The 21,346-nt window shown below is 48.3% G+C and carries 21 protein-coding genes; 3 read left to right on the top strand and 18 right to left on the bottom strand.

Translation table 11 applies throughout. The annotated features are described in order from the left end of the window. Nucleotides 1–30 precede the first annotated feature (30 nt). Nucleotides 31–894, top strand: a complete 864-nt coding sequence (locus KNP87_RS11285) for an NAD(P)-dependent oxidoreductase (protein ID WP_214721711.1) — start codon at nucleotides 31–33, stop codon at nucleotides 892–894. 91 nt (nucleotides 895–985) lie between these two features. On the opposite strand, the gene KNP87_RS11280 is transcribed toward KNP87_RS11285, so the two are convergent. Together KNP87_RS11280 and KNP87_RS11275 are read right to left on the bottom strand one after the other, a co-directional pair. Next, a complete protein-coding gene (locus KNP87_RS11280; RefSeq protein ID WP_214721710.1) occupies nucleotides 986–1,768 on the bottom strand; it encodes a flagellar hook-basal body protein in 783 nt (260 codons plus the stop codon). A gap of 15 nt (nucleotides 1,769–1,783) precedes the next feature. Continuing rightward, complete coding sequence (locus KNP87_RS11275; RefSeq protein WP_214721709.1) at nucleotides 1,784–2,572, bottom strand: flagellar hook-basal body protein; 789 nt, start codon at nucleotides 2,570–2,572, stop codon at nucleotides 1,784–1,786. Between the two features lie 231 nt (nucleotides 2,573–2,803). Between KNP87_RS11275 and KNP87_RS17280 the strand changes: the two genes are divergently transcribed. Next, a complete protein-coding gene (locus KNP87_RS17280; RefSeq protein ID WP_251135560.1) occupies nucleotides 2,804–5,647 on the top strand; it encodes a sensor domain-containing protein in 2,844 nt (947 codons plus the stop codon). A gap of 51 nt (nucleotides 5,648–5,698) precedes the next feature. Here KNP87_RS17280 and KNP87_RS11260 read toward each other — a convergent pair whose 3' ends face one another. Then, nucleotides 5,699–6,895 (bottom strand): multidrug efflux MFS transporter, encoded by a 1,197-nt coding sequence (locus tag KNP87_RS11260; RefSeq protein ID WP_214721708.1) that lies wholly within the window; start codon nucleotides 6,893–6,895, stop codon nucleotides 5,699–5,701. 181 nt (nucleotides 6,896–7,076) lie between these two features. On the opposite strand from KNP87_RS11260, the gene KNP87_RS11255 reads away from it, so the two are divergent. Then, the gene (locus KNP87_RS11255; RefSeq protein ID WP_214721707.1) at nucleotides 7,077–7,946 is read left to right on the top strand and encodes a hypothetical protein; all 870 of its coding nucleotides are present in this window, start codon (nucleotides 7,077–7,079) and stop codon (nucleotides 7,944–7,946) included. Nucleotides 7,947–8,039: 93 nt separating this feature from the next. On the opposite strand, the gene mreB is transcribed toward KNP87_RS11255, so the two are convergent. The 15 genes from mreB to KNP87_RS11180 all read right to left on the bottom strand — a co-directional run bounded on the left by mreB (nucleotide 8,040) and on the right by KNP87_RS11180 (nucleotide 21,285). After that, a complete protein-coding gene (mreB, locus tag KNP87_RS11250) occupies nucleotides 8,040–9,020 on the bottom strand; it encodes a rod shape-determining protein MreB (protein ID WP_028105581.1) in 981 nt (326 codons plus the stop codon). A gap of 169 nt (nucleotides 9,021–9,189) precedes the next feature. Next, the gene (gene murA, locus KNP87_RS11245) at nucleotides 9,190–10,494 is read right to left on the bottom strand and encodes a UDP-N-acetylglucosamine 1-carboxyvinyltransferase (protein ID WP_026831933.1); all 1,305 of its coding nucleotides are present in this window, start codon (nucleotides 10,492–10,494) and stop codon (nucleotides 9,190–9,192) included. Nucleotides 10,495–10,728: 234 nt separating this feature from the next. Next, the gene (locus KNP87_RS11240; RefSeq protein WP_026831932.1) at nucleotides 10,729–10,962 is read right to left on the bottom strand and encodes a DUF1146 family protein; all 234 of its coding nucleotides are present in this window, start codon (nucleotides 10,960–10,962) and stop codon (nucleotides 10,729–10,731) included. A 322-nt stretch (nucleotides 10,963–11,284) separates the two neighbouring features. Continuing rightward, nucleotides 11,285–11,698 (bottom strand): F0F1 ATP synthase subunit epsilon, encoded by a 414-nt coding sequence (locus tag KNP87_RS11235; RefSeq protein ID WP_026831931.1) that lies wholly within the window; start codon nucleotides 11,696–11,698, stop codon nucleotides 11,285–11,287. Between the two features lie 26 nt (nucleotides 11,699–11,724). Next, a complete protein-coding gene (gene atpD / locus KNP87_RS11230; RefSeq protein ID WP_026831930.1) occupies nucleotides 11,725–13,143 on the bottom strand; it encodes a F0F1 ATP synthase subunit beta in 1,419 nt (472 codons plus the stop codon). 35 nt (nucleotides 13,144–13,178) lie between these two features. Next, nucleotides 13,179–14,030: an ATP synthase F1 subunit gamma gene (atpG, locus tag KNP87_RS11225; RefSeq protein WP_026831929.1), complete on the bottom strand. Its 852-nt coding sequence runs from the start codon at nucleotides 14,028–14,030 to the stop codon at nucleotides 13,179–13,181. A 57-nt stretch (nucleotides 14,031–14,087) separates the two neighbouring features. Next, nucleotides 14,088–15,596, bottom strand: coding sequence for a F0F1 ATP synthase subunit alpha (gene atpA, locus KNP87_RS11220; protein WP_012371542.1), 1,509 nt, complete (start codon nucleotides 15,594–15,596; stop codon nucleotides 14,088–14,090). Between the two features lie 19 nt (nucleotides 15,597–15,615). Next, nucleotides 15,616–16,149, bottom strand: a complete 534-nt coding sequence (locus tag KNP87_RS11215) for a F0F1 ATP synthase subunit delta (RefSeq protein ID WP_026831928.1) — start codon at nucleotides 16,147–16,149, stop codon at nucleotides 15,616–15,618. Further along, a complete protein-coding gene (gene atpF / locus KNP87_RS11210) occupies nucleotides 16,149–16,682 on the bottom strand; it encodes a F0F1 ATP synthase subunit B (protein ID WP_026831927.1) in 534 nt (177 codons plus the stop codon). The genes KNP87_RS11215 and atpF overlap by 1 nt, the downstream gene beginning before the upstream one ends. 132 nt (nucleotides 16,683–16,814) lie before the next feature. Further along, nucleotides 16,815–17,027, bottom strand: coding sequence for a F0F1 ATP synthase subunit C (gene atpE / locus KNP87_RS11205; RefSeq protein WP_012371545.1), 213 nt, complete (start codon nucleotides 17,025–17,027; stop codon nucleotides 16,815–16,817). Between the two features lie 75 nt (nucleotides 17,028–17,102). Beyond that, nucleotides 17,103–17,846, bottom strand: coding sequence for a F0F1 ATP synthase subunit A (atpB, locus tag KNP87_RS11200; RefSeq protein WP_026831926.1), 744 nt, complete (start codon nucleotides 17,844–17,846; stop codon nucleotides 17,103–17,105). 8 nt (nucleotides 17,847–17,854) lie between these two features. Further along, nucleotides 17,855–18,241 carry an ATP synthase subunit I gene (locus tag KNP87_RS11195; protein ID WP_026831925.1) on the bottom strand — a complete coding sequence of 129 codons (387 nt, stop codon included), beginning with the start codon at nucleotides 18,239–18,241 and terminating at the stop codon, nucleotides 17,855–17,857. After that, nucleotides 18,238–18,456: an AtpZ/AtpI family protein gene (locus KNP87_RS11190; protein ID WP_026831924.1), complete on the bottom strand. Its 219-nt coding sequence runs from the start codon at nucleotides 18,454–18,456 to the stop codon at nucleotides 18,238–18,240. Before KNP87_RS11190 ends, KNP87_RS11195 begins: the two co-directional genes overlap by 4 nt. A gap of 718 nt (nucleotides 18,457–19,174) precedes the next feature. Next, entirely contained in the window at nucleotides 19,175–20,308 is a 1,134-nt protein-coding gene (wecB, locus tag KNP87_RS11185; protein ID WP_214721706.1) for a non-hydrolyzing UDP-N-acetylglucosamine 2-epimerase, read from the bottom strand. A gap of 59 nt (nucleotides 20,309–20,367) precedes the next feature. After that, complete coding sequence (locus tag KNP87_RS11180; RefSeq protein ID WP_214721705.1) at nucleotides 20,368–21,285, bottom strand: HNH endonuclease; 918 nt, start codon at nucleotides 21,283–21,285, stop codon at nucleotides 20,368–20,370. Nucleotides 21,286–21,346: the final 61 nt, after the last annotated feature.

Here is a 21,346-nt window from a genome sequence, read left to right as displayed (position 1 = left end):
GAAATGAATCAAATGGAAGGAGTCGTTTGAATGTCACTCGGATGGATTGGATTAGGTCATATGGGGGTGCCGATGGCGTTACGTCTCAGACGTGCCGGGCATTCCATCAACGTCTATAATCGGACAGCAGAAAAAACCGCACCACTCGTCACGGAAGGCGCAGTCAAACTCGCTACGCCCCGCGCGGTCGTCGAACAGTCCGATATTATCTTCATCATGTTGGCAGACGGTCCTGCCGTCACAGCAGTTCTTGAGCAGGAGAACGGCTTGCTGTCAGGGACACTGTCGGACAAACTGATCGTCAACTTAAGTACCGTCTCTCCAGAACAATCCCTTGAGTACGCTCAACACGTCGAACAGGCGGGTGGGACCTATCTCGAGGCTCCCGTGTCCGGCTCGGTCGGTGTCGCGGAAGCGGGACAACTCGTCTTACTGCTCGGCGGAGACGAAGAGGCGATTGCCGTCTGTCGCCCGTACTTCGAGGTACTCGGGAAAGAAAGTATTCATTTCGGGGCACACGGAAACGGCAGCTCCGCCAAGCTCGCGATCAACCTGTTGCTGGCGCTTGTCGGTGAAGGCGTTGCCGAGATGCTGTTGCTCGGTGAGCAATCCGGGCTCGACAAGGACAAGCTGTTGCAATTGATTGGTGCCTCCGGCATGAACACGCCGCTCTTTCAGGGAAAACAAGACATGTACCGTCAGGAAAACTTTCCGGCCGCGTTCCCTCTTCGTTTGATGGCAAAGGATCTCGGGCTGATCACGGAAGCCGCAACACGACTGACACTTGATCTTCCGCTTGCGAAGACCGCGCACACCCGCTATCAGCAAGCACTCAAGGATGGGCATGGTGATGCCGATATGGCTGCCATCTATCTTTCGTTAAAACAACCTTAAACCTTAAATAAACAACGGGCTGCGATCCTCAGATCGTAGCCCGTTGTTTATTGCGTCGTTCGTTTCACTTGTTATCTCTTAAAAAACAGCTTTACTTAAGTGACGTCACGATTCCCATCATCTGATCCGATGTCGTCAAGGCTTTGGAATTGAACTGGTAGGCCCGCTGAATCTGCGTCAAGTTCGTCATCTCTGTCCCCATGTCAACGTTTGAAGTCTCGAGTGTGCCGACCGTCAACGGATTTCCTGCTGCGTTCTGGTATTGTCCTGTCGCCGTGAAGAGTCCGGCACCAACATCCGTCAATTCGCCGTGGTTCGGAATATCGGCGACGCCAATCCGGGCGAGGACCCGTCGTTCCCCGTTTAAGACACCCGTGATGTTGCCGTCTTTGTTCAGTTCAATCGATGTCGCCGTATCCGGAAACGTAATCGGTTCGTTCGCCTGATTGATGACAGAACGACCGGCATCATCCGTCAACAGGACTTGTCCGTTCGCTTGCGGTGACAATTCAAAATTGCCGTCCCGCGTAAATTTCGTCACGCCGTCCGCATCAATCACACCAAAGAAATGATGCGGATTGCTGAGCGCAGCATCGAGTTTCCGTCCCGTGTTCTGGAACGTCCCTGTCGTAAACCGTGTCGCTTCATTGGCGACATATCCACCGACACCGAGCCGTAGTCCTGCTGGTGTCGTCAATGGTCCAGTGACAAGACCGCCCGGCTGATTGTCGAGATTGCGGACCAGCAGTTCATTGAACTGAGAGTCCCGGCGTTTGTAGCCGTTCGTATTGGCATTCGCCAGATTATGTCCGGTCGTATCGAGCTGCTTCTGGAGCTGAGCCATCGTGCTGGCTGATGTATAAAGTGATTGCATGGATTTCCTCCTTGATTAGCGGACGCGTCCGATTTCCGAGACAGCTTTTTCCGCAGTCCGGTCGTACGCTTGGATGACTTTTTGATTGGCTTCAAACTGTCGCAGACCGGCGTTCATCTGTGTCATCGTCTGTTCGACTTCGACGTTCCCGAGTTCAAGGACACCTTGATCGACTTTAACGGCACCGGCGTTCAAGGCGTCAGGTGACCGGAACAGACCGTTACCCGTGCGTTCCAACGTCTCCGGCTGATTCGTCACGACAAGACCCAGATTCCCGATTGCTTGACCATTGCCGTCCGTGACAGCACCATCTGCGCTGACAACGAAGTCTTCATTGACGACGTTCAACGGTTGACCGTCTGCACCGAGTACAAGATCGTTTTCCGTTGTCCGCAAGAGACCGTCTTGTCCCACAGCGAACTGACCATTGGTCGTATACAGGGTTTCTTCTTCCCCGGTCGTCGGATCCGTATGCCGGACCGTAAAGAGGGCCGCTCCTTCAAGGGAACTGATTTGGATATCCGTCGCATTTCCCGTCTCCGTAATCGAACCGAGTGCGAAGTTCGGTGTCGCCGCCTGCATGAAGACGCCGGTCGCCAGTGTCCCGACCGTTCCGCGTGACCGGATGCCTGTTCGTTCATTGACGCCCGCCTGCTGGATCATCATCTCCGGGAACGTCCGAAGTGAAGCTTGATCGGCACGGAAACCGGGTGTCCGGGCGTTCGCCAGGTTGTTACTTAACATCTCTTGTTGCCGTTGTAATGACTGCATGGCGTTTGATGCCGTATACATTCCTCGTAACATATCTATTGGCTCCTCATTGACTTATTGTTCAATTCTATTCCTTCTAGTATATCGGTCTATTTTCTAGACATTTGATGTTTTTTCGAAAATAAGGAAATGAGAAAAATAGATGAATCGAAAGACCTACACCTGTTGTTCAAAAACATTTGCTTATTTTTTAAGGGACTGGATATGACTAAATCCCATAAATTGTTATAATTAACCTATGACGACATTAAGCGAGGTGAGATTATGCCCTTCTTCAAAAAGAAGAACACCGAATCCTTCATCAACGGTTCTCTCGATTTCAAACAGCTAATCGATGCAACTCATTTTTTAGAGAATCATCCTGATGCCGTTTATACGCTCAATCTGGACGGACATATCGTCTCCTTTAATCAAAAACTTTCGCTTCTGCTAGGATATGGTGGAAAACAACTTCAGCATCAACATTTCAGTGATTTCATCACACCGACGGAAGCTGCTCGAATTGCCCCCTTCAAACAACGTGCCTTAAACGGAGAGACCGTTCATTTCACAGCAGAAGTGTCCCACCGTGAAGGACATCTCTTGACGATGAACGTTACGAACATTCCGATTTATCAAAACCATGTCATCATCGGCATTTACGGGATTGCACGTGACATCTCGCAACATATTCAGCTGCGTCTCCAACATACACGATTGACCGTAAAAGAAAAATTGACGGAATCGATTCCGGGGATTGCGTTTCTCGATTATCATCCGACGACTGACCGGCTGTCTTTTTCGACTTACTTTGCCTCATTGCTCGACCTGTCGCAACACCGCTTAGCCTCAATCGATTACGAAGATTTCTTACTCGAAATCCATCCGGACGATCGCCCTCTCTTCGAAGAACTGTTCACGCGTCTGCGAACAAACGGTGATAACACGGTGTCCTGTCACCTGCGTCTCAATCGAAAACAGCAGTATAGGAAACACATCCAGTGTCAGGGTCTTCGCATTCAGGACGAGCATCAGGAACTGTTCAGTTTTTTGTTCCAAGAAATGAATCCGCTCTCAAACGAACACGAACAACATTCTGAGCCCACATCCATTCATCACTTCTTCTCCAGTGTCGAAACCGTCATCTACCAAAAAGAATATGCTTCCGGTGCTGTTCACTTCTTCGCGAATGGTTTTTTGGATGCTTACCCTTCCTGGTTAGAGCGGTTTGCAAGTCACCCCTCAGCGACACGTGAGTTATTGCACCCGGACGACTTAGGCGAGGTACTGCAAACCGACGAACGGATTCTGCAAGGAGAGACGGTTCGCCTGACATACCGCCTAAAACTTAATAACGAATGGACGTGGTTGGAAGAAATCCGGATTCCGCTACAAGATACGATCCAGCACATCACGGGGCATCAAGGGATTGTCTCTGACATTACTGTTCTGAAACAGCAACAGGAGGAGATTCGAAAACTCTCAATGTATGATCAATTGACCGGTCTCCCGAACCGGACACTGTTCCTCGAAGAAATGGATCACCTCATACGAAGAAAACATCCATTTACCGTCCTCTCGATTGACTTTAATCAGTTAAATCGCATCAATGAACGGATTGGTTATGATACCGGTGATCAATGGCTCATCAAAACGAGCCAGCTTCTGACTCACTACTTACCGGATGTTTATGCTTCACGCATCGCAGGAGATCATTATGCTGTCTTGTTGACTGAGCCGTTTGATGAAGGACATCTTAAAAAGATTTGCCTCGACCTTCTCGAGCTCAATACGAGACGCCTGCCAATTGACGGCTATGAACTGACCGCAGAACTCGCGATTGGCGTGAGTCATTTTCAGGACGAACAGACGACAGCCACTGAACTGTTACATGCTGCGAACCGGGCACTGACGCGGGCTAAATTGAAAAAGCAATTCGCCTACGAATTTTATACATCCCAGCTCGATCTTGAAATCTATCGCCGGCATCAACTGGAACAAAGTTTACGTGATGCGATTGATCAAGACGAATTGTTTCTCGAGTATCAGCCGAAAGTCGATATTTGGAGTGGACAGATCCTTGCGTTTGAGGCTTTGATTCGTTGGGATCACCCAGAATGGGGACGTATTCCGCCGCAGGACTTCATTCCGTTATCCGAAGAAGGACAGTGTTATCTTCCGATCGGTGAGTGGGTCCTTGAGACTGTCTGCCAGACGCTCCAAACCTTGTTAAAAAAAGCATTACCGGTCGTCCCGATTTCCATCAATCTGTCCTCCAAACAACTGTTACACGGCGATTTTGTCCAGAGCGTCAGAACCTGTCTGCACCGGTATCAGGTTCCGGCCCGGTACTTGCAACTGGAACTTCAAGAAACGGCGTTACTTCATGAAAGTGAGTTCGTGAAAGAAACGTTACAGCAACTGCATCAGCTTGGCATCCATTTGATACTCGACGGATACGGCAGCGGCGTGTCATCCTTGACCAGCCTGTCCACGTATCCCATCAGCATCCTAAAGCTTGATCGTTCCTTCTCGAGCCATCCGGAAGAAGACAGCCGTACGACCTCGCTGATCAAAAGCATCGTCTATTTTGCCAAGGAGTTTCAGTTAACCGTCGTCGCAGAAGGAGTTGAAACACTCGATCAACTCGATACATTCCGTGAGTTAGAATGCGATGCTGTCCAAGGCTACTTATTCAGCCGTCCTGTTAGTTCTGAGCGATTGGCGGCTCTCTTAACACAATCCGTCCTGCAACCAATCGAATCGCTGAAACAATCACCAAAAAAACCGTTGCCTTCTCTTCATGGACAGATTTCCATCACCCGGCTGAACGGAAAGGAAGTTAATGTCGGAGCGTCACCGATTTTGATCACCCGCAGTACGAATCGTTCCGTTCATTTTTATGCTTCGATTCGTCTGCCCGTCGACCATCAAATCGAACTGTCGCTTCAATTAACGGATGTCATCCATCCGAAAACATTGATTGAACCGCTCGCCTTGACGGAACTGGATAACGGTCTATTCCACTATTCGGCGGATTACAAGGTCCGTGCCCAGTCGGGTCAAATCATGAAAGCTCTCGAAAATTCTCAACAATTGAAACTTGATGAATTCTTCATGTTGTCTTGATGAAATCCAAAAATGCTGTGTCGCCTAATTCGCGACACAGCATTTCCTTGATCATGAATGTTTTTTACTGAGTACCGCTGTTTGCGTCCGTTCCAGCACGGCGTTCGTGATGACGATCAAACCGGTGAACAGGAACAACGCTTCAAAACCAAAGTGACCGGCAATTTGACCGCCTGCCAGTGGTCCGAGGAAGTTCCCCATGAACTGGGCCGATTGGTTATAACCAAAAATCCGACCTGAAGCGTTCGCCGGTGTATGTTGTCGAAGCAATGTCTGTACCGAAGGCATCAAGGCAGCTGTCGCAAATCCAATCCCCATCCGCAAGACGATCAGTTGACTCGTATCGGTCACGAAAGCTTGTGGAATCAAAAATGCGGCAAAGATGAGCAATGCGAAGAATAAGACACGTTCCGCTCCGATTTTATCGGACAACCGACCAAGCCGTTGCGCGGCAATCAAGGCGGCAATCCCGGGTGCCGAGGCGACGATTCCCGATAACAGTGCCAACCGTTCCGTTCCGGGACTGAGTTCCCGCACGTAAAGCGACAAGATCGGACTGATTGATTGAGCGGCGAACTGAATCAAAAATGTCGTCAAGAACAGGCTTAAGATCAATTCCGGATGGCGGAGTGACTGGATGACTTCCTTCGCAGAAGCCATTTTTTTGACTTGCAACGGCACGAACTCTTCTTTGACGAAGAAATAGGTGACGAGGAAAGTCAGGAAGAGCGGTATGCTCGTAAAGAGAAAAACGGGTCGAAGCCCAATCATATCGGCAAGGAATCCTCCGATTAGAGGTCCTAATAAGCCACCGGCAATCCCACCGGTCGACAATGTACCGAGCGCCCAGCCACTTTTCTCTTTTGGGGTTTGTGAGGCAATCAAGGTGATCCCGGCGGAAATGAATCCGGAGACGGCACCCATGACAAGACGTAAGAAGACGAGCTGGTAGACGTCTTGGACGAAGCTGATCAAGAACATGACAATCGACATCCCGAGACTGGCTCGAAGCAACATCAATTTCCGACCTTTTTTATCAGCCAATCGGCCCCAAATCGGTGAAACGATGGCTGCGACAAGGAAGGTCGCCCCAAAGGCGATTCCCGACCAGGTCGTGATTTCTTGGCGTCCATCGACACCAAGTTCTTCAATGAATAAGGGCAAAAACGGTAGAACTAAACTGAGTGCGGCAGCGGTCAAAAAACTACCAATCCAAACGACAACTAAATTTCGTTTCCACAATGGCATTGTGGCATCACTTCCTTTTTAATGGAAAATCCGTTTCAATTCAACAACTTTTAATATACACTTCACAAAGTGAAATGTCTAGGATTTGAACTGATTCTGACGACTCCCGGACTATTGCCTCATATCCAAGTCGTCCCGAACGACCGATAATAAGATAACGAAATAAGAGGAGTGATTGAGTATGAAACGCTTCATCGTCAGTCTCATCTGCGCCGCCGTGGTCAGTTCGCTTCTGCCTGTTCCAAGTGAAGCAGCGACCACCGTCACTCGTCATACCGTCATCTGGTCGATTCCTGAGGCCAAACAACTTTCAACGAAGATCAATCAGCTGGCTAACAGACAGATGAAACGTGTCTATCTGCATGTCGCTGTTGAGGGTGACCGTACCCTCTACCGTTCTTTCGTTGAAAAAGCCCATCTGGCGGGTATCGAAGTCTACTTTTTATTCGGACAACCGCGCTGGATCACGAACGAAGGAACCGCCAACCGTCCGAACGTCGAAGACCCGTTAGCTTGGATTGATGTCTACCTGCAGGAAACGATGGAACGACCGGACGGAATCAGCGTCGATCTGGAACCCTATGCCTTACCGGAGTGGGAAACCGATCAATCTGCCGTCGTCGCTTCTTATCAACGGATCTTAACGGCATTTCAAGATGTCAGTGACACCGCAGGTCTTCCCCTGCAACTGTTTTTACCGTTCTGGTTCCATACCGTTTCCGATGCCTCCGGTCGTCCCCTCAGTGAATGGGCAATGGAGTTAGCCGATGAAGTGACGTTGATGAGTTACCGGACGGTCTACGGCGGCGGGAATGGTCTTGCTGCCATCACGATGACAGATGCCTTGTATGCTGCGAGTCATCAGTACCGTTTGTCGTACGCCATCGAATTTACAGCGCTTCCGGAAACACCGAGCATCACCTTTTACGGAAAAACACGGACCACGCTCAATCAACTGGTGAATCAGACCATGAACAGTTCCTTGCCGCCAAGCGCCATCGTCTATCATGATTTTGACGCCTATCAGGAGTTCATGCGCAGTACGCAGTAATCCGGCATGTTTGATGCCAGCAACATCGGTTCATCTTACGTCTCCATCAAACAAGGGTCATTCCGCAATTGGAATGACCCTTGTTGGTGTATCTTATTTTCCTAAATTATCGAGCATGATCCCTGTTCCCCGCGCGACACATAACATTGGGTCTTCTGCGATCAAGACCGGCAGTCCCAGTTCTTTTGCGAGCAACTGATCGATGCCGTCAAGCAATGCTCCGCCACCTGTCAGGATGATGCCGCGATCGATGATGTCCGCTGCAAGCTCCGGTGGTGTTTTCTCCAACACACGTTTTGTCGCTTCGACGATTTCCATCGCTGCTTCTGCCAACGCTTCATGCATCTCCTGCGAAGAAATCGTAATGTTGTCCGGCAGACCCGTCACGAGATTCCGACCCCGGATGTCCATCTCTTCTTGACGTCCTTCGTCTGAAACGGTCGCGACCGTCATCTTGACGTTTTGTGCCGTCCGTTCGCCGATGATCAGTTTATGGTTATCCTTGATCGCACGGATGATGTCGTGATCAAACCGGTCCCCTGCGACTTTAATCGTTTCCCCGCAGACGATGTCTCCCATCGAGAGTACAGCGACGTCCGTCGTTCCGCCACCGATATCAATCACCATGTGACCGGCCGGCATCCAAATGTCCATCCCTGCGCCGACTGCTGCGACTTTTGGTTCCACTTCGAGGAACACGGTTTTCGCACCTGATTTTTCGCCTGCTTGACGGATCGCTTTCGCTTCAACCGTCGTGATGCTCGCCGGTGTACAAATCAGCATCCGGACGCCGCCGAACATACTCCGGACTTCGATTTTGTCGATGAAATGACGTAACATCGCTTCCGTCATCTCGAAGTCGGCAATGACGCCGTCCCGAAGTGGACGAATCGCTACGATGTTGCCGGGTGTCCGTCCAACCATCTGGTGGGCTTCCGTTCCAACGGCATGAATTTTTCCTGTTGCTTTATCGATCGCGACGACTGATGGCTCGTCGAGCACGATTCCCTTACCTTTTACGTGAATGACGACATTGGCCGTCCCTAGGTCAATTCCGATATCTTTTGAAAACATCTCGCGTGATCTCCTTTATCCACTGGCTATTATTCCAAAATTTAGAACGTCGTTTGGACGTCTAACCCATTTATGTATACATACCTTTCAATTCTAGCACAGCGTAACAAAAAGAGACGACTTTCTTTTTGAGAAAGTCGTCAAGAATAAATAAGAATGAAATGAGAGCTTAAAGCTTCGTTGCGGCTGTTTCTTCAATCGCAACGGTTTCTTCTGTAACGCGCTCAACATCTGCACCAAGTGCTTGTAATTTAAGATGGAAATCAACATATCCGCGATCGATATGGTGAAGGGCGCCAACACGTGTTTCACCTTCAGCAATCAATCCTGCTGTGACAAGTGCCGCACCTGAACGGAGATCCGTTGAAAGCACTTCTGCTCCTTGAAGCTGGATGCCGCCTGTGATGATCGATGAACGACCTTCGATTTTGATATCAGCGTTCATACGACGGAATTCTTCGACGTGCATGAAGCGGTTTTCGAAGACCGTTTCCGTAATGACTGACGTACCTTCTGCTTTTAAGACCAATGCCATCATTTGTGCTTGGACATCTGTCGGGAAACCAGGGTGTGGCATCGTCTTGACGTCAATCGCAACCAATTTCTTCGGTCCGACGACACGAAGGCCTTCTTCTGTATCCGAGATTTTGACACCCATCTCTTCCATTTTCGAGATCAACGGACGAAGGTGTTCGCGTTCTGCGCCGATGACTTCGACATCACCTTCTGTGATCGCTGCTGCAATCATGAACGTACCCGCTTCAATCCGGTCTGGAATCACGTAGTGGTTGCCGCCGTGGAGTTTTTCAACACCTTCGATGCGGATTGTTTCTGTTCCGGCACCGCGGACTTTTGCACCCATTGCGTTGAGGAAGTTCGCGAGATCGACGATTTCAGGCTCTTTGGCAACGTTCTCGATGACAGTTGTTCCTTCAGCAAGTGTTGCTGCCATCATGATGTTTTCAGTTGCACCGACAGATGGGAAATCGAGGTAGATTTTTGCCCCTTGTAAGCGACCGTCGACTTGCGCTTCGACAAACCCGTTACCGATGATTGTTTTTGCGCCCATTGCTTCGAACCCTTTTAAATGAAGATCGATTGGACGGGAGCCGATTGCACAGCCGCCCGGCATTGCGACACGTGCGCGCCCAAGACGAGCAAGGAGTGGTCCCATGACGAGAATTGACGCACGCATCTTCCGAACGTATTCAAGTGGTGCTTCATCTTTTAATTGCGCTTCTGCATTAACCGTCACCGTGTTTGCTTCTGCATCGAATGTGACTTCTGCATTTAAGTTCCGTAAGACGTTATTAATCGTATAGACGTCTGCAAGACGCGGGACATTTTGAAGGACTGATGTGCCTTCTGAAGCAAGCAACGTTGCGACCAATGTTTTTAAGACTGCGTTTTTTGCACCTTCTACTTTTACCGTTCCAGCTAATTTACGTCCGCCACGGACAACAATTTTTTCCATTACTCATGCTCCTCTGCTTTCGTTTCTATTCTATTCGTTCAATTCGCGATTGGTGTAGATCATAGTTGTAGACCAACGCATGATAGAAGAGAAACACCCTGTAGTTTATCTCTCATTCCAAATCCAACACGACTTTTCATCTCGACAATGGTTGTGTTACTTCATTATAAGAATACTATCCTGTTCCATACTAAATCATCTTACCAATTCAAGGTTTACAATGAAGTTACAAGTTCATCCGACTAAAAATTGGAGACGCTGCGCGAATCCCGAATAATCCAGTAAAAATCCGGCGACAAGTGAACCGAGCGCAATGGCAAGCAACACTCGTAAGGCGACAGCCTGCGGACCTTTAGGATGTTGGAGGAACTTCTCCCATTTGACAGGAAGGAGTGCCCACCAGGCAAGCATGATGGCTGTTAAATAAACGAGCATACTGACTAACGCACTTAAACCGATTGACGTCACTGTTCCTGCACCTCTTCTTGTTTTGTTTTTCCCAACCTTACCATGATTTCATACAATGAATGATTGCGCAAACAAAAAAGCACAAGATAATTTATTTTAGCGTATAAAATATATTATGAAAAGATGAATCTGGAAAAAACAACATAATAAGATTGAGAAATGTGTGAAGAGGACACATATAATGTACTTTTACTTTTTTGACCGTTGTTAAACCTGAATCCCTTTAATCCCATGCGAAAACGGTTGTCCTGAGCCGAATCATTGACCGTTCATGAAAAAAGACCCGGTTTCCATGACGGAAACCGGGTCTTTTTTACTTGGATCAATCGCGACCGTACTCTTTTAGGTTGAGACGGTTGATTGCGCGTTTCAATGAAAGCTCAGCGCGTTTGAACTCAAGATCTGATAATTTCGTGTCCTGGAGACGACGTTCTGCCCGGACTTTCGCAGCAGAGGCACGGTCATAATCGACCTTCTCCGCAGCTTCAGCCGTTTCAGCAAGAATCGTTACTGTATCCTGGCGCACTTCCATAAAGCCACCGCTGATAGCGATCAACGTGCGTCCGCCATCTTCGTGGCGCAACTTCAAGATGCTGATGTCGAGTGGTGTCACGAGCGGTACGTGGTGCGGGAGAACCCCGATCTCACCAGATATCGTTTTCGCGACGACCATACGAACATTCCCATCATACACTTCGCCATCCGGGGTGACGATATTGACATGAAGTGTGTTCATCTCAAGTCCCCCTTATGCTTTGTCACTTAGACAAGCGTCTTCGCTTTTTCAATCGCATCTTCGATTGGACCGACAAGACGGAACGCTTCTTCCGTCAAATCATCGTGTTTTCCACCGAGGATTTCTTTGAAGCCGCGGATCGTGTCCTTAACTGGGACGTACGATCCTTTTTGTCCTGTGAACTGCTCAGCTACGTGGAAGTTCTGCGACAAGAAGAACTGGATACGACGCGCACGGTGTACAGTCAATTTGTCTTCTTCAGACAACTCGTCCATACCGAGGATCGCGATGATATCTTGAAGTTCTTTGTAACGCTGAAGTGTTTCCTGAACTTGACGAGCTACACTGTAATGCTCTTCGCCGACGATTTCCGGTGAAAGGGCACGTGAAGTCGAAGCAAGTGGATCCACGGCAGGATAGATACCCATCTCAGAGAGACGGCGCTCAAGGTTCGTCGTTGCATCCAAGTGGGCAAACGTCGTTGCAGGAGCCGGGTCAGTATAGTCATCGGCTGGTACATAAACCGCTTGGATCGATGTAACCGAACCTTTGTTTGTTGACGTGATACGCTCTTGAAGCATACCCATCTCTGTAGCAAGTGTCGGCTGGTAACCAACGGCAGATGGCATACGACCGAGAAGGGCCGATACCTCTGAACCTGCTTGTGTATAACGGAAGATGTTATCGACGAAGAGAAGAACGTCTTGTCCTTGCTCATCACGGAAGTATTCCGCCATTGTCAAACCAGTCAAGGCAACACGAAGACGTGCGCCCGGCGGCTCGTTCATCTGACCGAAGACCATCGCCGTTTGTTTGATAACGCCTGAATCCGTCATCTCATGGTACAAGTCATTACCTTCACGCGTCCGCTCACCAACACCTGCGAATACCGAGATACCGCTGTGCTCTTGGGCGATGTTGTTGATCAATTCCTGGATGAGGACGGTCTTACCTACACCGGCACCACCGAAGAGACCGATCTTACCACCCTTGATGTAAGGAGCGAGTAAGTCAACGACTTTAATTCCTGTTTCGAGGATTTCAACTTTTGTTGAAAGATTATCAAACGTCGGTGCTTTTTTGTGGATCGGAAGACGTTCCACTGTAGCATCGAGTTCTTTTTCATCAATTGGGTTACCGAGTACGTTGAAGACGCGACCAAGCGTTGCTTCTCCGACAGGTACCGAGATTGGAGCACCAGTGTCCAGTACTTCCACTCCGCGGCGTACACCATCCGTAGAATCCATCGCAATGGTACGGACGACGTCGTCACCAAGATGCAAGGCGACCTCAAGCGTTAAATCGATGGCTACTTCTTCTACTGTTTGCGGCGTATATTGAATACGAAGCGCGTTGTAGATGTTCGGCAAGTGTCCGTCGAACTTAACGTCGATGACAGGTCCCATGACCGCGACGACGCGGCCTTTTAAACCGAGTTCGTTCATCGTGTTTCCTCCTAGCTATCATTACGCCGAGTGGTTTACTGCTGAGCAGCGGCTCCACTGACGATCTCTGTGATTTCTTGCGTGATTGCAGCTTGTCGAGCCCGGTTGTAGACGAGAGTCAATCGACCGATCAAGTCATCTGCGTTATCTGTCGCACTTTGCATTGCTGTCATACGTGACGCATGTTCTGCTACTTTCGCGTCAAGAAGCGCACCGAAAATCAAGCTCTCCGCATAACGCGGAAGGAGTTCAGAAAGGATTTGTTCCTCACTTGGCTCGTACTCATAAGTCGTCGAAGACGAAGCTTCGATTTCTCCGAGCGGGAGAAGGGTTTCGACTTTCACTTCCTGGCTGATGACAGACAAGAAATGGTTGTAGCACAGCTTGAGTTCGTCGATTTCGCCGAGCGTGAACGCACTCACTGTACGCTTCACGATTTCTGCGACATCGACATACGAAGGAGAATCGTTTAGTCCTGTGATCGCGTCCGTGACCGTAATTCCGCGTGAACGGAAGAACTGGACACCGACTTTACCGACCACGAACAAGACGTAACTGTCCGTAGTATGCTTTTCATTGATTTCCCGGTAGACTTCACGCAGCACGTTGGCGTTATATGCACCAGCTAAGCCGCGATCCGATGTGATGACGATATAGCCTGTCTTTTTGACAGGACGTTTTTCGAGCATCGGATGGCTAGCACCTGTCGTGCCATTCGCAATGGTTCCGAGCACTTCCTGCATTTTCAGCATGTAAGGCTGGAACTTCGCGCTATGTGCTTGAGCGCGGTTCAGTTTCGACGCCGAAACCATGTTCATCGCTTTCGTGATCTGTTTCGTACTTTTCGTCGAGTTGATCCGCATTTGTATCTCGCGCAACGATGCCATTTCGATTCACCACCTTGTTAGTATCAAGAGCGTCCGGCCGAGTCTAAGAGAGATCTCTTAGACAGTCGGTTGGAACGTTTTCTTAAATTCTGAGATTGCAGTAACGATTTCTTCGTCAGCTGGAAGGTTACCTGTTTTACGGATCTCATCGCAAAGTTGTTTGCGGTTTTGATCGAGCCAAAGGTTGAGTTCCTTTTCAAAACGACGAATATCTGAAACAGCAACATCATCAAGGTGACCACGAGTCAAGGCATAGATGATGATGACTTGCTTATCGACAGTCAACGGTTGGTTGAGATCCTGTTTCAGAACCTCTACTGTCCGCTCACCACGGTTAAGCTTCGATTGTGTCGCTTTATCAAGGTCAGATCCGAACTGTGAAAAGGCTTCTAACTCACGGTAAGAAGCGAGGTCAAGACGGAGCGTACCCGCTACCTTCTTCATCGCTTTTACTTGAGCCGAACCACCTACACGCGATACCGAGAGACCCGGGTTGATCGCTGGACGGACACCTGAGAAGAAGAGATCCGATTGAAGGAAGATTTGACCATCCGTGATCGAGATAACGTTTGTCGGGATGTAAGCCGAGATATCCGACGCTTGTGTCTCGATGAACGGAAGTGCTGTTAAGCTACCTGCGCCAAGTCCGTCGTTCAATTTCGCCGCACGCTCAAGGAGACGTGAGTGAAGGTAGAAGACATCACCTGGGTAGGCTTCGCGGCCTGGTGGACGCTTCAGAAGAAGCGAAAGCTCACGGTATGCCGCTGCTTGTTTCGAAAGATCATCATAGATGACAAGAACGTGCTTGCCGAGATCCATGAAGTGTTCACCCATCGCTACACCAGCGAATGGTGCGAGGTAAAGAAGTGGCGCCGGCTGTGAAGCTGCTGCCGAAACGACGATCGTGTAATCAAGTGCACCGTTTTTACGGAGTGTCTCAACAACACCACGGACTGTTGATTCTTTTTGTCCGATTGCGACGTAGATACAGATCATGTTTTCTTCTTTTTGGTTGATGATCGTATCGATGGCGATCGACGTTTTACCCGTCTGACGGTCACCGATGATCAACTCACGTTGTCCACGACCGATTGGAACGAGGGCATCGATTGCCTTGATTCCCGTCTGAAGTGGTTCGTGAACCGATTTACGTGCCATAACACCAGAAGCTTTACGCTCGATTGGGTTATAGTGTTCTGTTTCGATTGGACCAAGACCATCGATTGGCATACCGAGTGGGTTGACGACACGTCCGAGGAGTGCGTCTCCTGTTGGTACTTCCATGATGCGGCCCGTACGGCGAACAGAGTCGCCTTCTTTGATTTCAAGGTAGTCACCAAGAATGATGATACCGACGTTGCCTTCTTCTAAGTTTTGCGCCAAGCCCATTGTGCCGTTAGCGAATTCTACGAGCTCTCCCGACATGACGTTGTCGAGTCCGTGTGCACGAGCGATACCATCACCGATTTGGATGACTGTACCTGTCTCGTTCACTTCCATCGTAGAACCGTACTGCGCGATACGCGCTTTAAGCAGGGCGCTGATTTCTTCAGCTCTAATGCTCATGCGTTTCACCCCTATTTTCTTACGCTTTTAACAGCTCACGCTCAAGTCGCGTTAGTTTCGTTTCGATCGTGCCATCATATGTCGTGTAACCGATTTGAACACGAAGTCCGCCGATTACATTCGTATCAACAACATTTTCTACTTCAAGCGTTTTACCTGATTTTTGGCCAAACGTTTCTTTCACGTTCGTGATTTCTTCGTCTGACAGTTTGTATGCACTTGTCACGATTGCTGTCGCAACGTTACGGTGCTCGTTCAACAACGCGATGAAATGCTCCGGCAATGATAATACTTCCGCCGCACGGTCGTTTTCGACCATGACGAGGATGGTATTCAAGACAATGGTATTGAAGCCTGTGAAGCTCGTATGAAGTACTTGCTTCAGCTCTTCTGCAGAAATCGATGGGTTGTCTAACACCGATGCGAGCTCTGGTGTTGCGTGGAGCACTTCGCCGAGCGTTCGCACATCAGCTTCTGCTTGTTCGAGCACATGATGCTCAAGTGCAAGATCGAAGAGCGCTTTTGCGTAGCGTCCCGCTACGTGGTCACGCATTAGTTCGTGCCCTTAGTGTCAGCAAGGAATTGATCGACGAGTGCTTTTTGAGCCGCTTCGTCTGTCGCAAGCTGTGTTTTCATGACGTGGCGTGCTGCAGCGATTGCTTGAAGAGCAACATCGTTCTTCAAAGCAGCTTGTGCTTCAGCGCGTTCACGTTCGATCGCACGGCGGGCTTCTTCCTTACTCATTTCTGTTTCAAGACGTGCCTGCTCCATCGCACGTGCTTGTTCTGCCTCAGCTTGACGGCGTGATGCTTCTAACAGGTCACGTGCTTCCGTACGTGCCTTGTTGAGTTCTGCTTGTTGTTGTTCTACGTAGACTTCAGCGTCTTTCCGGCTTTTCTCAGCCGAATTGATCTCGCTCGCCACATGCTCTTCACGCGCTTTCATCATGTTGATGAGCGGGCCCCATGCGAATTTCTTCAAGAGGATGAGGAGCAAGAGGAAAACGACGATCGTGACGATCATATTGGCAAGTAAGAGTTGGTTGCCTTCGCCGCCCGCCTCTGCCGCAAGATACGTGAGATTCATTCGATTACACTCCCCTCGTGGTTGGTCCTACTTCTAATATCTACATAAGGGAGCCGTGGCCCCCATGACGGTTCACTCTAGTGGAACGAATAACGCCCTATGTAGCTCAGTTCTTGATGCGTAAAATACGGATTAAGAGTTGAGGAGAAGGAAACCGACCGCTACACCGATGATTGGAAGTGCCTCAACGAGACCGATACCGATGAACATTGTTTGACGAAGTTCGTTTTTGAGTTCTGGCTGACGTGCTTGTCCTAATACTGTACCGTTTACGATAAGACCGTTACCGATACCTGCGCCGAGTGCGCCGAGTCCGATGATGATCGCTGTTGCAATAAGTTCCATTATGAATTGCCTCCCTAGATTGTGTTCGAAATTTGGTCGTGCGGTTATCGGAAAAGCAGATGCTTTACCTTCGAATTAATGGTCGTGCGCTGCCTTATGTCCGATGTAAACCATCGTTAAGATAAGGAAGATATACGCTTGGATTGCCCCGATGAAGAGAGAGAATCCTTGCCAGATAATCATTGGAATCGCTGACAGGATGACACCGACTGGTCCGAGGAATTGGAAATCGTTCGTTCCAGAGATGATACCGATCGAGAGAATGATACCAATCATGATCTCACCCGCGAAGATGTTACCGTAAAGACGAAGACCAAGCGTCAACGTGTTTGCGAACTCCTCGATGATGGTAATAATAAACATCGGCGTCATAAACGTTTTCGCATAAGCGCCGAAGCCGCGCATTTTCACACCATAATAATGGCTCATGACCACTACCATAGATGAAAGTGCAAGTGTCACGTACGGATCCGCAGTTGGTGAGTTGAACCAAATGTAGTGACCCGTCACAACGTTAAAGGGAAGACCCATTAAGTTGGACACGATGATGAATAGGAACAGTGTCATTCCGAAAGTTAGGAAGCGACCCCCTGTTTTCCAGTCCATCGTACTGCTGATGATTCCGCGAACGAATTCGAGGAATAACTCCAGCGTGTTTTGAAAACCGGTTGGCTTCATCGCTAGACGTCGCGTACCGGCCACGGCAATCAGGAAAACGAGAGCAGCTGCAATCAGCACTGTGATCAAGTTTGTCCAGCTACCGTACAGAACGAAGTCGCCCCAGAGTGGGATTTCGTAAAGTGGCATTTCGTGGTTCATTTGACTATTCACCTCTTTTCCCGCTTAAGTTCGTGAGTCAAAAACTCACAAAATTGTATGACGTGGCCGGCGAGAAGGCCTATTACCACCGCAGTTAATGACAATTCGGTTTCGTACTTCAAACCGATCATCACACAAAGTACCGCGACCGCCATGCGTGATACGGTCCCTCGAGACATCGGCTTACGCCCACGCTCGATTACACGATACATTCGATCGACGCTGAGTCGTTGCAGCGTCAGAATCATGAAGCTACCTGCCCCACCTAATGCCAGCCCATAAATCACTGGATCACTCGGATAACCGACAAGTAACAGGACAGCAAGGATTCCATAATAGAGTCCGAACCATCTTAAGTACGCACGATACAACGCATCTTGAAGGATGATGTTCATGTCTTGTCTCCTAACAAGTGCCTGATCATTGCGATCATGCAGAGAATGCCGATGAAAATCCCGATGAACACTGAAAACGTCGCCCCCATATTTTGCCACCAGTTCTGCTGTTCCCCATAGTTCCCAACAAGAAAGCCGATGACGATCGGTGCGGCAAGTGCCGTCGAAATTTGCGAGGCCATAATCATACTCGTCGCGAGCCCGTTTTGGCGCACTAGAGACGACCCCCTTTTCCCAGTTGTGGGCTCTTTTTCTTTCCCACAATTTGCGGATTTTCATACTAGTCAAGAATACAATGAGAACCATTTCATAGTCAAATGAATTCACAATTAAAATGGACCGTCGAAACCATTGTATATCAACAATTGATAAGGTTTTCACAGAGGTATCCCGTGCCACGCTTTTCACGAAGATGTGAAGAAAATATGTAGTACTATCAACGTTTAGCGAGATGGTTCACTAGGTGAACAAAACCATTGAACAGTAACGTTATATCGTGTTCCGGAATGAGAAACAAGTCATCTAAATTTGATTTGTGTCGATTTTGTGAAAAAACAATTTTTATTCACAATTGTAAACGCTTCCGTTTTGGGACAGGAAAACCCCTCTGACATCTGTTTGTAACAAAGACGGCAGACGATTTCCAATTCGTCTCGTGTGTCCCTTGTCACAGCTCAAAATGTCAGATCTGATTTCATCATTTTGAGGTCATCCGGCAGTTGATTTTTTAACAAAAACTATATCTTTTGTGTGTTTAGTTCGATACGTATGCCCCTGCTTTCTGCTCTCGCTTTCCTCGGGCGGAAGCGTTCCGCTTCCTTTTTCCCGAAGGAGTCGAGCGCAGCCGCATCAGTCAACATCAGACTGCTTTCATTTTCGAATCAAGATAAGAACACGAATCGATTTTCCACGAAAACCCACTCGTGTCACAAATTAGTTTACCCGAAACGGTTCAAACGTCGCTTGGTGATTAAAATGTTCTAAAATCGCCGCCGCAATCCGTTCTGAGGCGTGACCGTCGCCGTATGGATTTGAAGCGTGCGCCATCTCTGTATATGCGACTTTATCGTCCAGCAACTCGCTGGCAAGACGGTAAATCGTGTCTTCGTCCGTTCCGGCAAGCTTCAGCGTTCCAGCCTTCACCCCTTCCGGACGTTCTGTCGTATCGCGTAAGACGAGGACCGGAACACCAAGCGACGGCGCTTCTTCCTGGACGCCGCCGGAATCGGTCAGAATCAGATGCGCCCGACTGGCGAAGTTGTGGAAGTCGAAGACATCAAGCGGTGGAATCAAGGTTATCCGATCGTGCCCTTTGAACACATCCTTGGCTGCTTCTTGGACAACCGGATTTAAATGGACGGGATAGACGATATGGATATCCGGGTAATCATCTGCCAAACGGCGGATCGCGCGGAACATCTGATGCATCTTCGCACCTTGATTTTCCCGGCGATGAGCTGTCATCAAGACGAGTTTCCGTTCACCGACTGTTTCCAGCACAGGATGGACGTAATCGGGTTGGACCGTCGTCTGTAAGGCATCAATCGCCGTATTGCCCGTCACGTAGACACCTGTCAGGCGATTTTCTGACGCGAGGTTCGTTGCCGCCTGATCGGTCGGTGCGAAATGCAGGTCAGCCAAGGTCGACGTCAACTGCCGGTTCACCTCTTCCGGGAACGGTGAATACTTATCGTATGTACGGAGTCCGGCTTCGACATGACCGACGGCGATTTGGTTGTAATAAGCCGCAAGACTCCCGACGAACGTCGTCGTCGTGTCGCCGTGGACTAACACGAGATCGGGCTGGACTTCTTTCATGACTGCATCCAATCCTTCCAGACCGCGTGTCGTGATATCGACTAACGTTTGGCGGGGCTTCATGATATTCAAATCGTGATCGGGTGTAATCTCAAACAGCTCTAGTACTTGATCGAGCATTTCCCGGTGTTGCGCCGTGATCGTGACATGAACATCGAACGCAGGATTTTGTTTTAAGACGTTGACGAGTGGTGCCATCTTGATCGCTTCCGGTCGTGTGCCGAAAATTGGCATGACTTTGATTGGCATACAAACTTCCTCCTGATTTTTTCTATTTTTATTTTACCAATCTTGGATCCAGTGTTTATTTACTTACGACTGTTCCGAGTGATCTCTTCAGCTAAGGAACTTTCTCTAATTAACTTTTCTTTAGTATCATTAATTAAAAATCGGTTCGAAACATCTTTATATAATGTTGCTTTTTCTGTTACAACTACTAATCCGTGAAAATTATTAAAAATATTTATATAGCAGCTAATTCTATCTCTATTTTTTATTAACACAGCAATGTGCGAATCAGAATCGGCAAGACTCGTCAATACATCTCTTTTATCACCTACCAATTCAACTTTTTCAATCAATCCGTCTACCTCTAGCTCCTTTGATAATATGTATTCTCTTATTTTGATTGCCATTTCATCATTGAGATAATCTTTCCCAAGCCAATAGTAAGTCATTTCATAAATAATTTTGATTATTGCTTTTCGATAACTATGCATATCTATTACCATTTCAATATCCATTCGAGGATTTTCTGTTTTTTCGTAATGTGCCTTTGAAAATATCTCCTCTTTTGTCATAGACTCCAATCCGTTTCTTATTAATATCTTATTTACGGTTTCAACAAGTCTATCGGGTTCGCTCGCATCTACCATTACTCTATACTTTCCATCATCAAATATTACGTTCGGAATAACATAAAGAGCCCCTGGCGTACCATCACTCGTATGTTTGTACCGTAAAGTCATATCAGGATCGTCTGTACTCTTTCCAACACTTAAAGGATTAGGAATAGTTCCCTTTTTACCTTTTAATCCTTTAGTAAATCTAGCTAATTGCATTAATCCATGATCGACTAAGTGGTAATCAACTTTTTCACCTAATTTATCATTACAATCCTTACATACATCGTATATTATCAACAAACCACCTAAAGAATCGGGAAAAACATGTTCTTTTGATGATACTTTTTCTTCTAAACAAAAAATGCATTGAATAGTACTCATTTTTACCTCCAGTAAAAAATATTTTTTACAAAAACTAAAAAGTACTTTCTTATGGCACTAA

It is taken from the genome of Exiguobacterium sp. s192 (genome assembly GCF_018618795.1).
Classification (GTDB): Bacteria; Bacillota; Bacilli; order Exiguobacteriales; family Exiguobacteriaceae; genus Exiguobacterium_A; species Exiguobacterium_A undae.
The sequence above is the reverse complement of the archived record's forward strand: the minus strand, read 5'-3'. Positions and strand labels throughout refer to the sequence as shown.

Excerpts from the sequence above, each read along its gene's own strand:
- atpG (WP_026831929.1), bottom strand. The coding sequence starts at position 14,030 with ATGGCATCGTTGCGCGAGATACAAATGCGGATCAACTCGACGAAAAGT.
- mreB (WP_028105581.1), bottom strand. The coding sequence starts at position 9,020 with ATGTTTTCAAAAGATATCGGAATTGACCTAGGGACGGCCAATGTCGTC.
- KNP87_RS11180 (WP_214721705.1), bottom strand. The coding sequence starts at position 21,285 with ATGAGTACTATTCAATGCATTTTTTGTTTAGAAGAAAAAGTATCATCA.
- murA (WP_026831933.1), bottom strand. The coding sequence starts at position 10,494 with ATGGAAAAAATTGTTGTCCGTGGCGGACGTAAATTAGCTGGAACGGTA.
- KNP87_RS11215 (WP_026831928.1), bottom strand. The coding sequence starts at position 16,149 with ATGCGTGACCACGTAGCGGGACGCTACGCAAAAGCGCTCTTCGATCTT.
- atpB (WP_026831926.1), bottom strand. The coding sequence starts at position 17,846 with ATGAACCACGAAATGCCACTTTACGAAATCCCACTCTGGGGCGACTTC.
- KNP87_RS11235 (WP_026831931.1), bottom strand. The coding sequence starts at position 11,698 with ATGAACACACTTCATGTCAATATCGTCACCCCGGATGGCGAAGTGTAT.
- atpA (WP_012371542.1), bottom strand. The coding sequence starts at position 15,596 with ATGAGCATTAGAGCTGAAGAAATCAGCGCCCTGCTTAAAGCGCGTATC.
- wecB (WP_214721706.1), bottom strand. The coding sequence starts at position 20,308 with ATGCCAATCAAAGTCATGCCAATTTTCGGCACACGACCGGAAGCGATC.
- KNP87_RS11280 (WP_214721710.1), bottom strand. The coding sequence starts at position 1,768 with ATGCAATCACTTTATACATCAGCCAGCACGATGGCTCAGCTCCAGAAG.
- KNP87_RS11285 (WP_214721711.1), top strand. The coding sequence starts at position 31 with ATGTCACTCGGATGGATTGGATTAGGTCATATGGGGGTGCCGATGGCG.
- KNP87_RS11255 (WP_214721707.1), top strand. The coding sequence starts at position 7,077 with ATGAAACGCTTCATCGTCAGTCTCATCTGCGCCGCCGTGGTCAGTTCG.
- KNP87_RS11275 (WP_214721709.1), bottom strand. The coding sequence starts at position 2,572 with ATGTTACGAGGAATGTATACGGCATCAAACGCCATGCAGTCATTACAA.
- KNP87_RS11195 (WP_026831925.1), bottom strand. The coding sequence starts at position 18,241 with ATGAACATCATCCTTCAAGATGCGTTGTATCGTGCGTACTTAAGATGG.
- KNP87_RS17280 (WP_251135560.1), top strand. The coding sequence starts at position 2,804 with ATGCCCTTCTTCAAAAAGAAGAACACCGAATCCTTCATCAACGGTTCT.
- atpD (WP_026831930.1), bottom strand. The coding sequence starts at position 13,143 with ATGAACGAACTCGGTTTAAAAGGCCGCGTCGTCGCGGTCATGGGACCT.
- atpE (WP_012371545.1), bottom strand. The coding sequence starts at position 17,027 with ATGGAACTTATTGCAACAGCGATCATCATCGGACTCGGCGCACTCGGC.
- atpF (WP_026831927.1), bottom strand. The coding sequence starts at position 16,682 with ATGAATCTCACGTATCTTGCGGCAGAGGCGGGCGGCGAAGGCAACCAA.
- KNP87_RS11260 (WP_214721708.1), bottom strand. The coding sequence starts at position 6,895 with ATGCCATTGTGGAAACGAAATTTAGTTGTCGTTTGGATTGGTAGTTTT.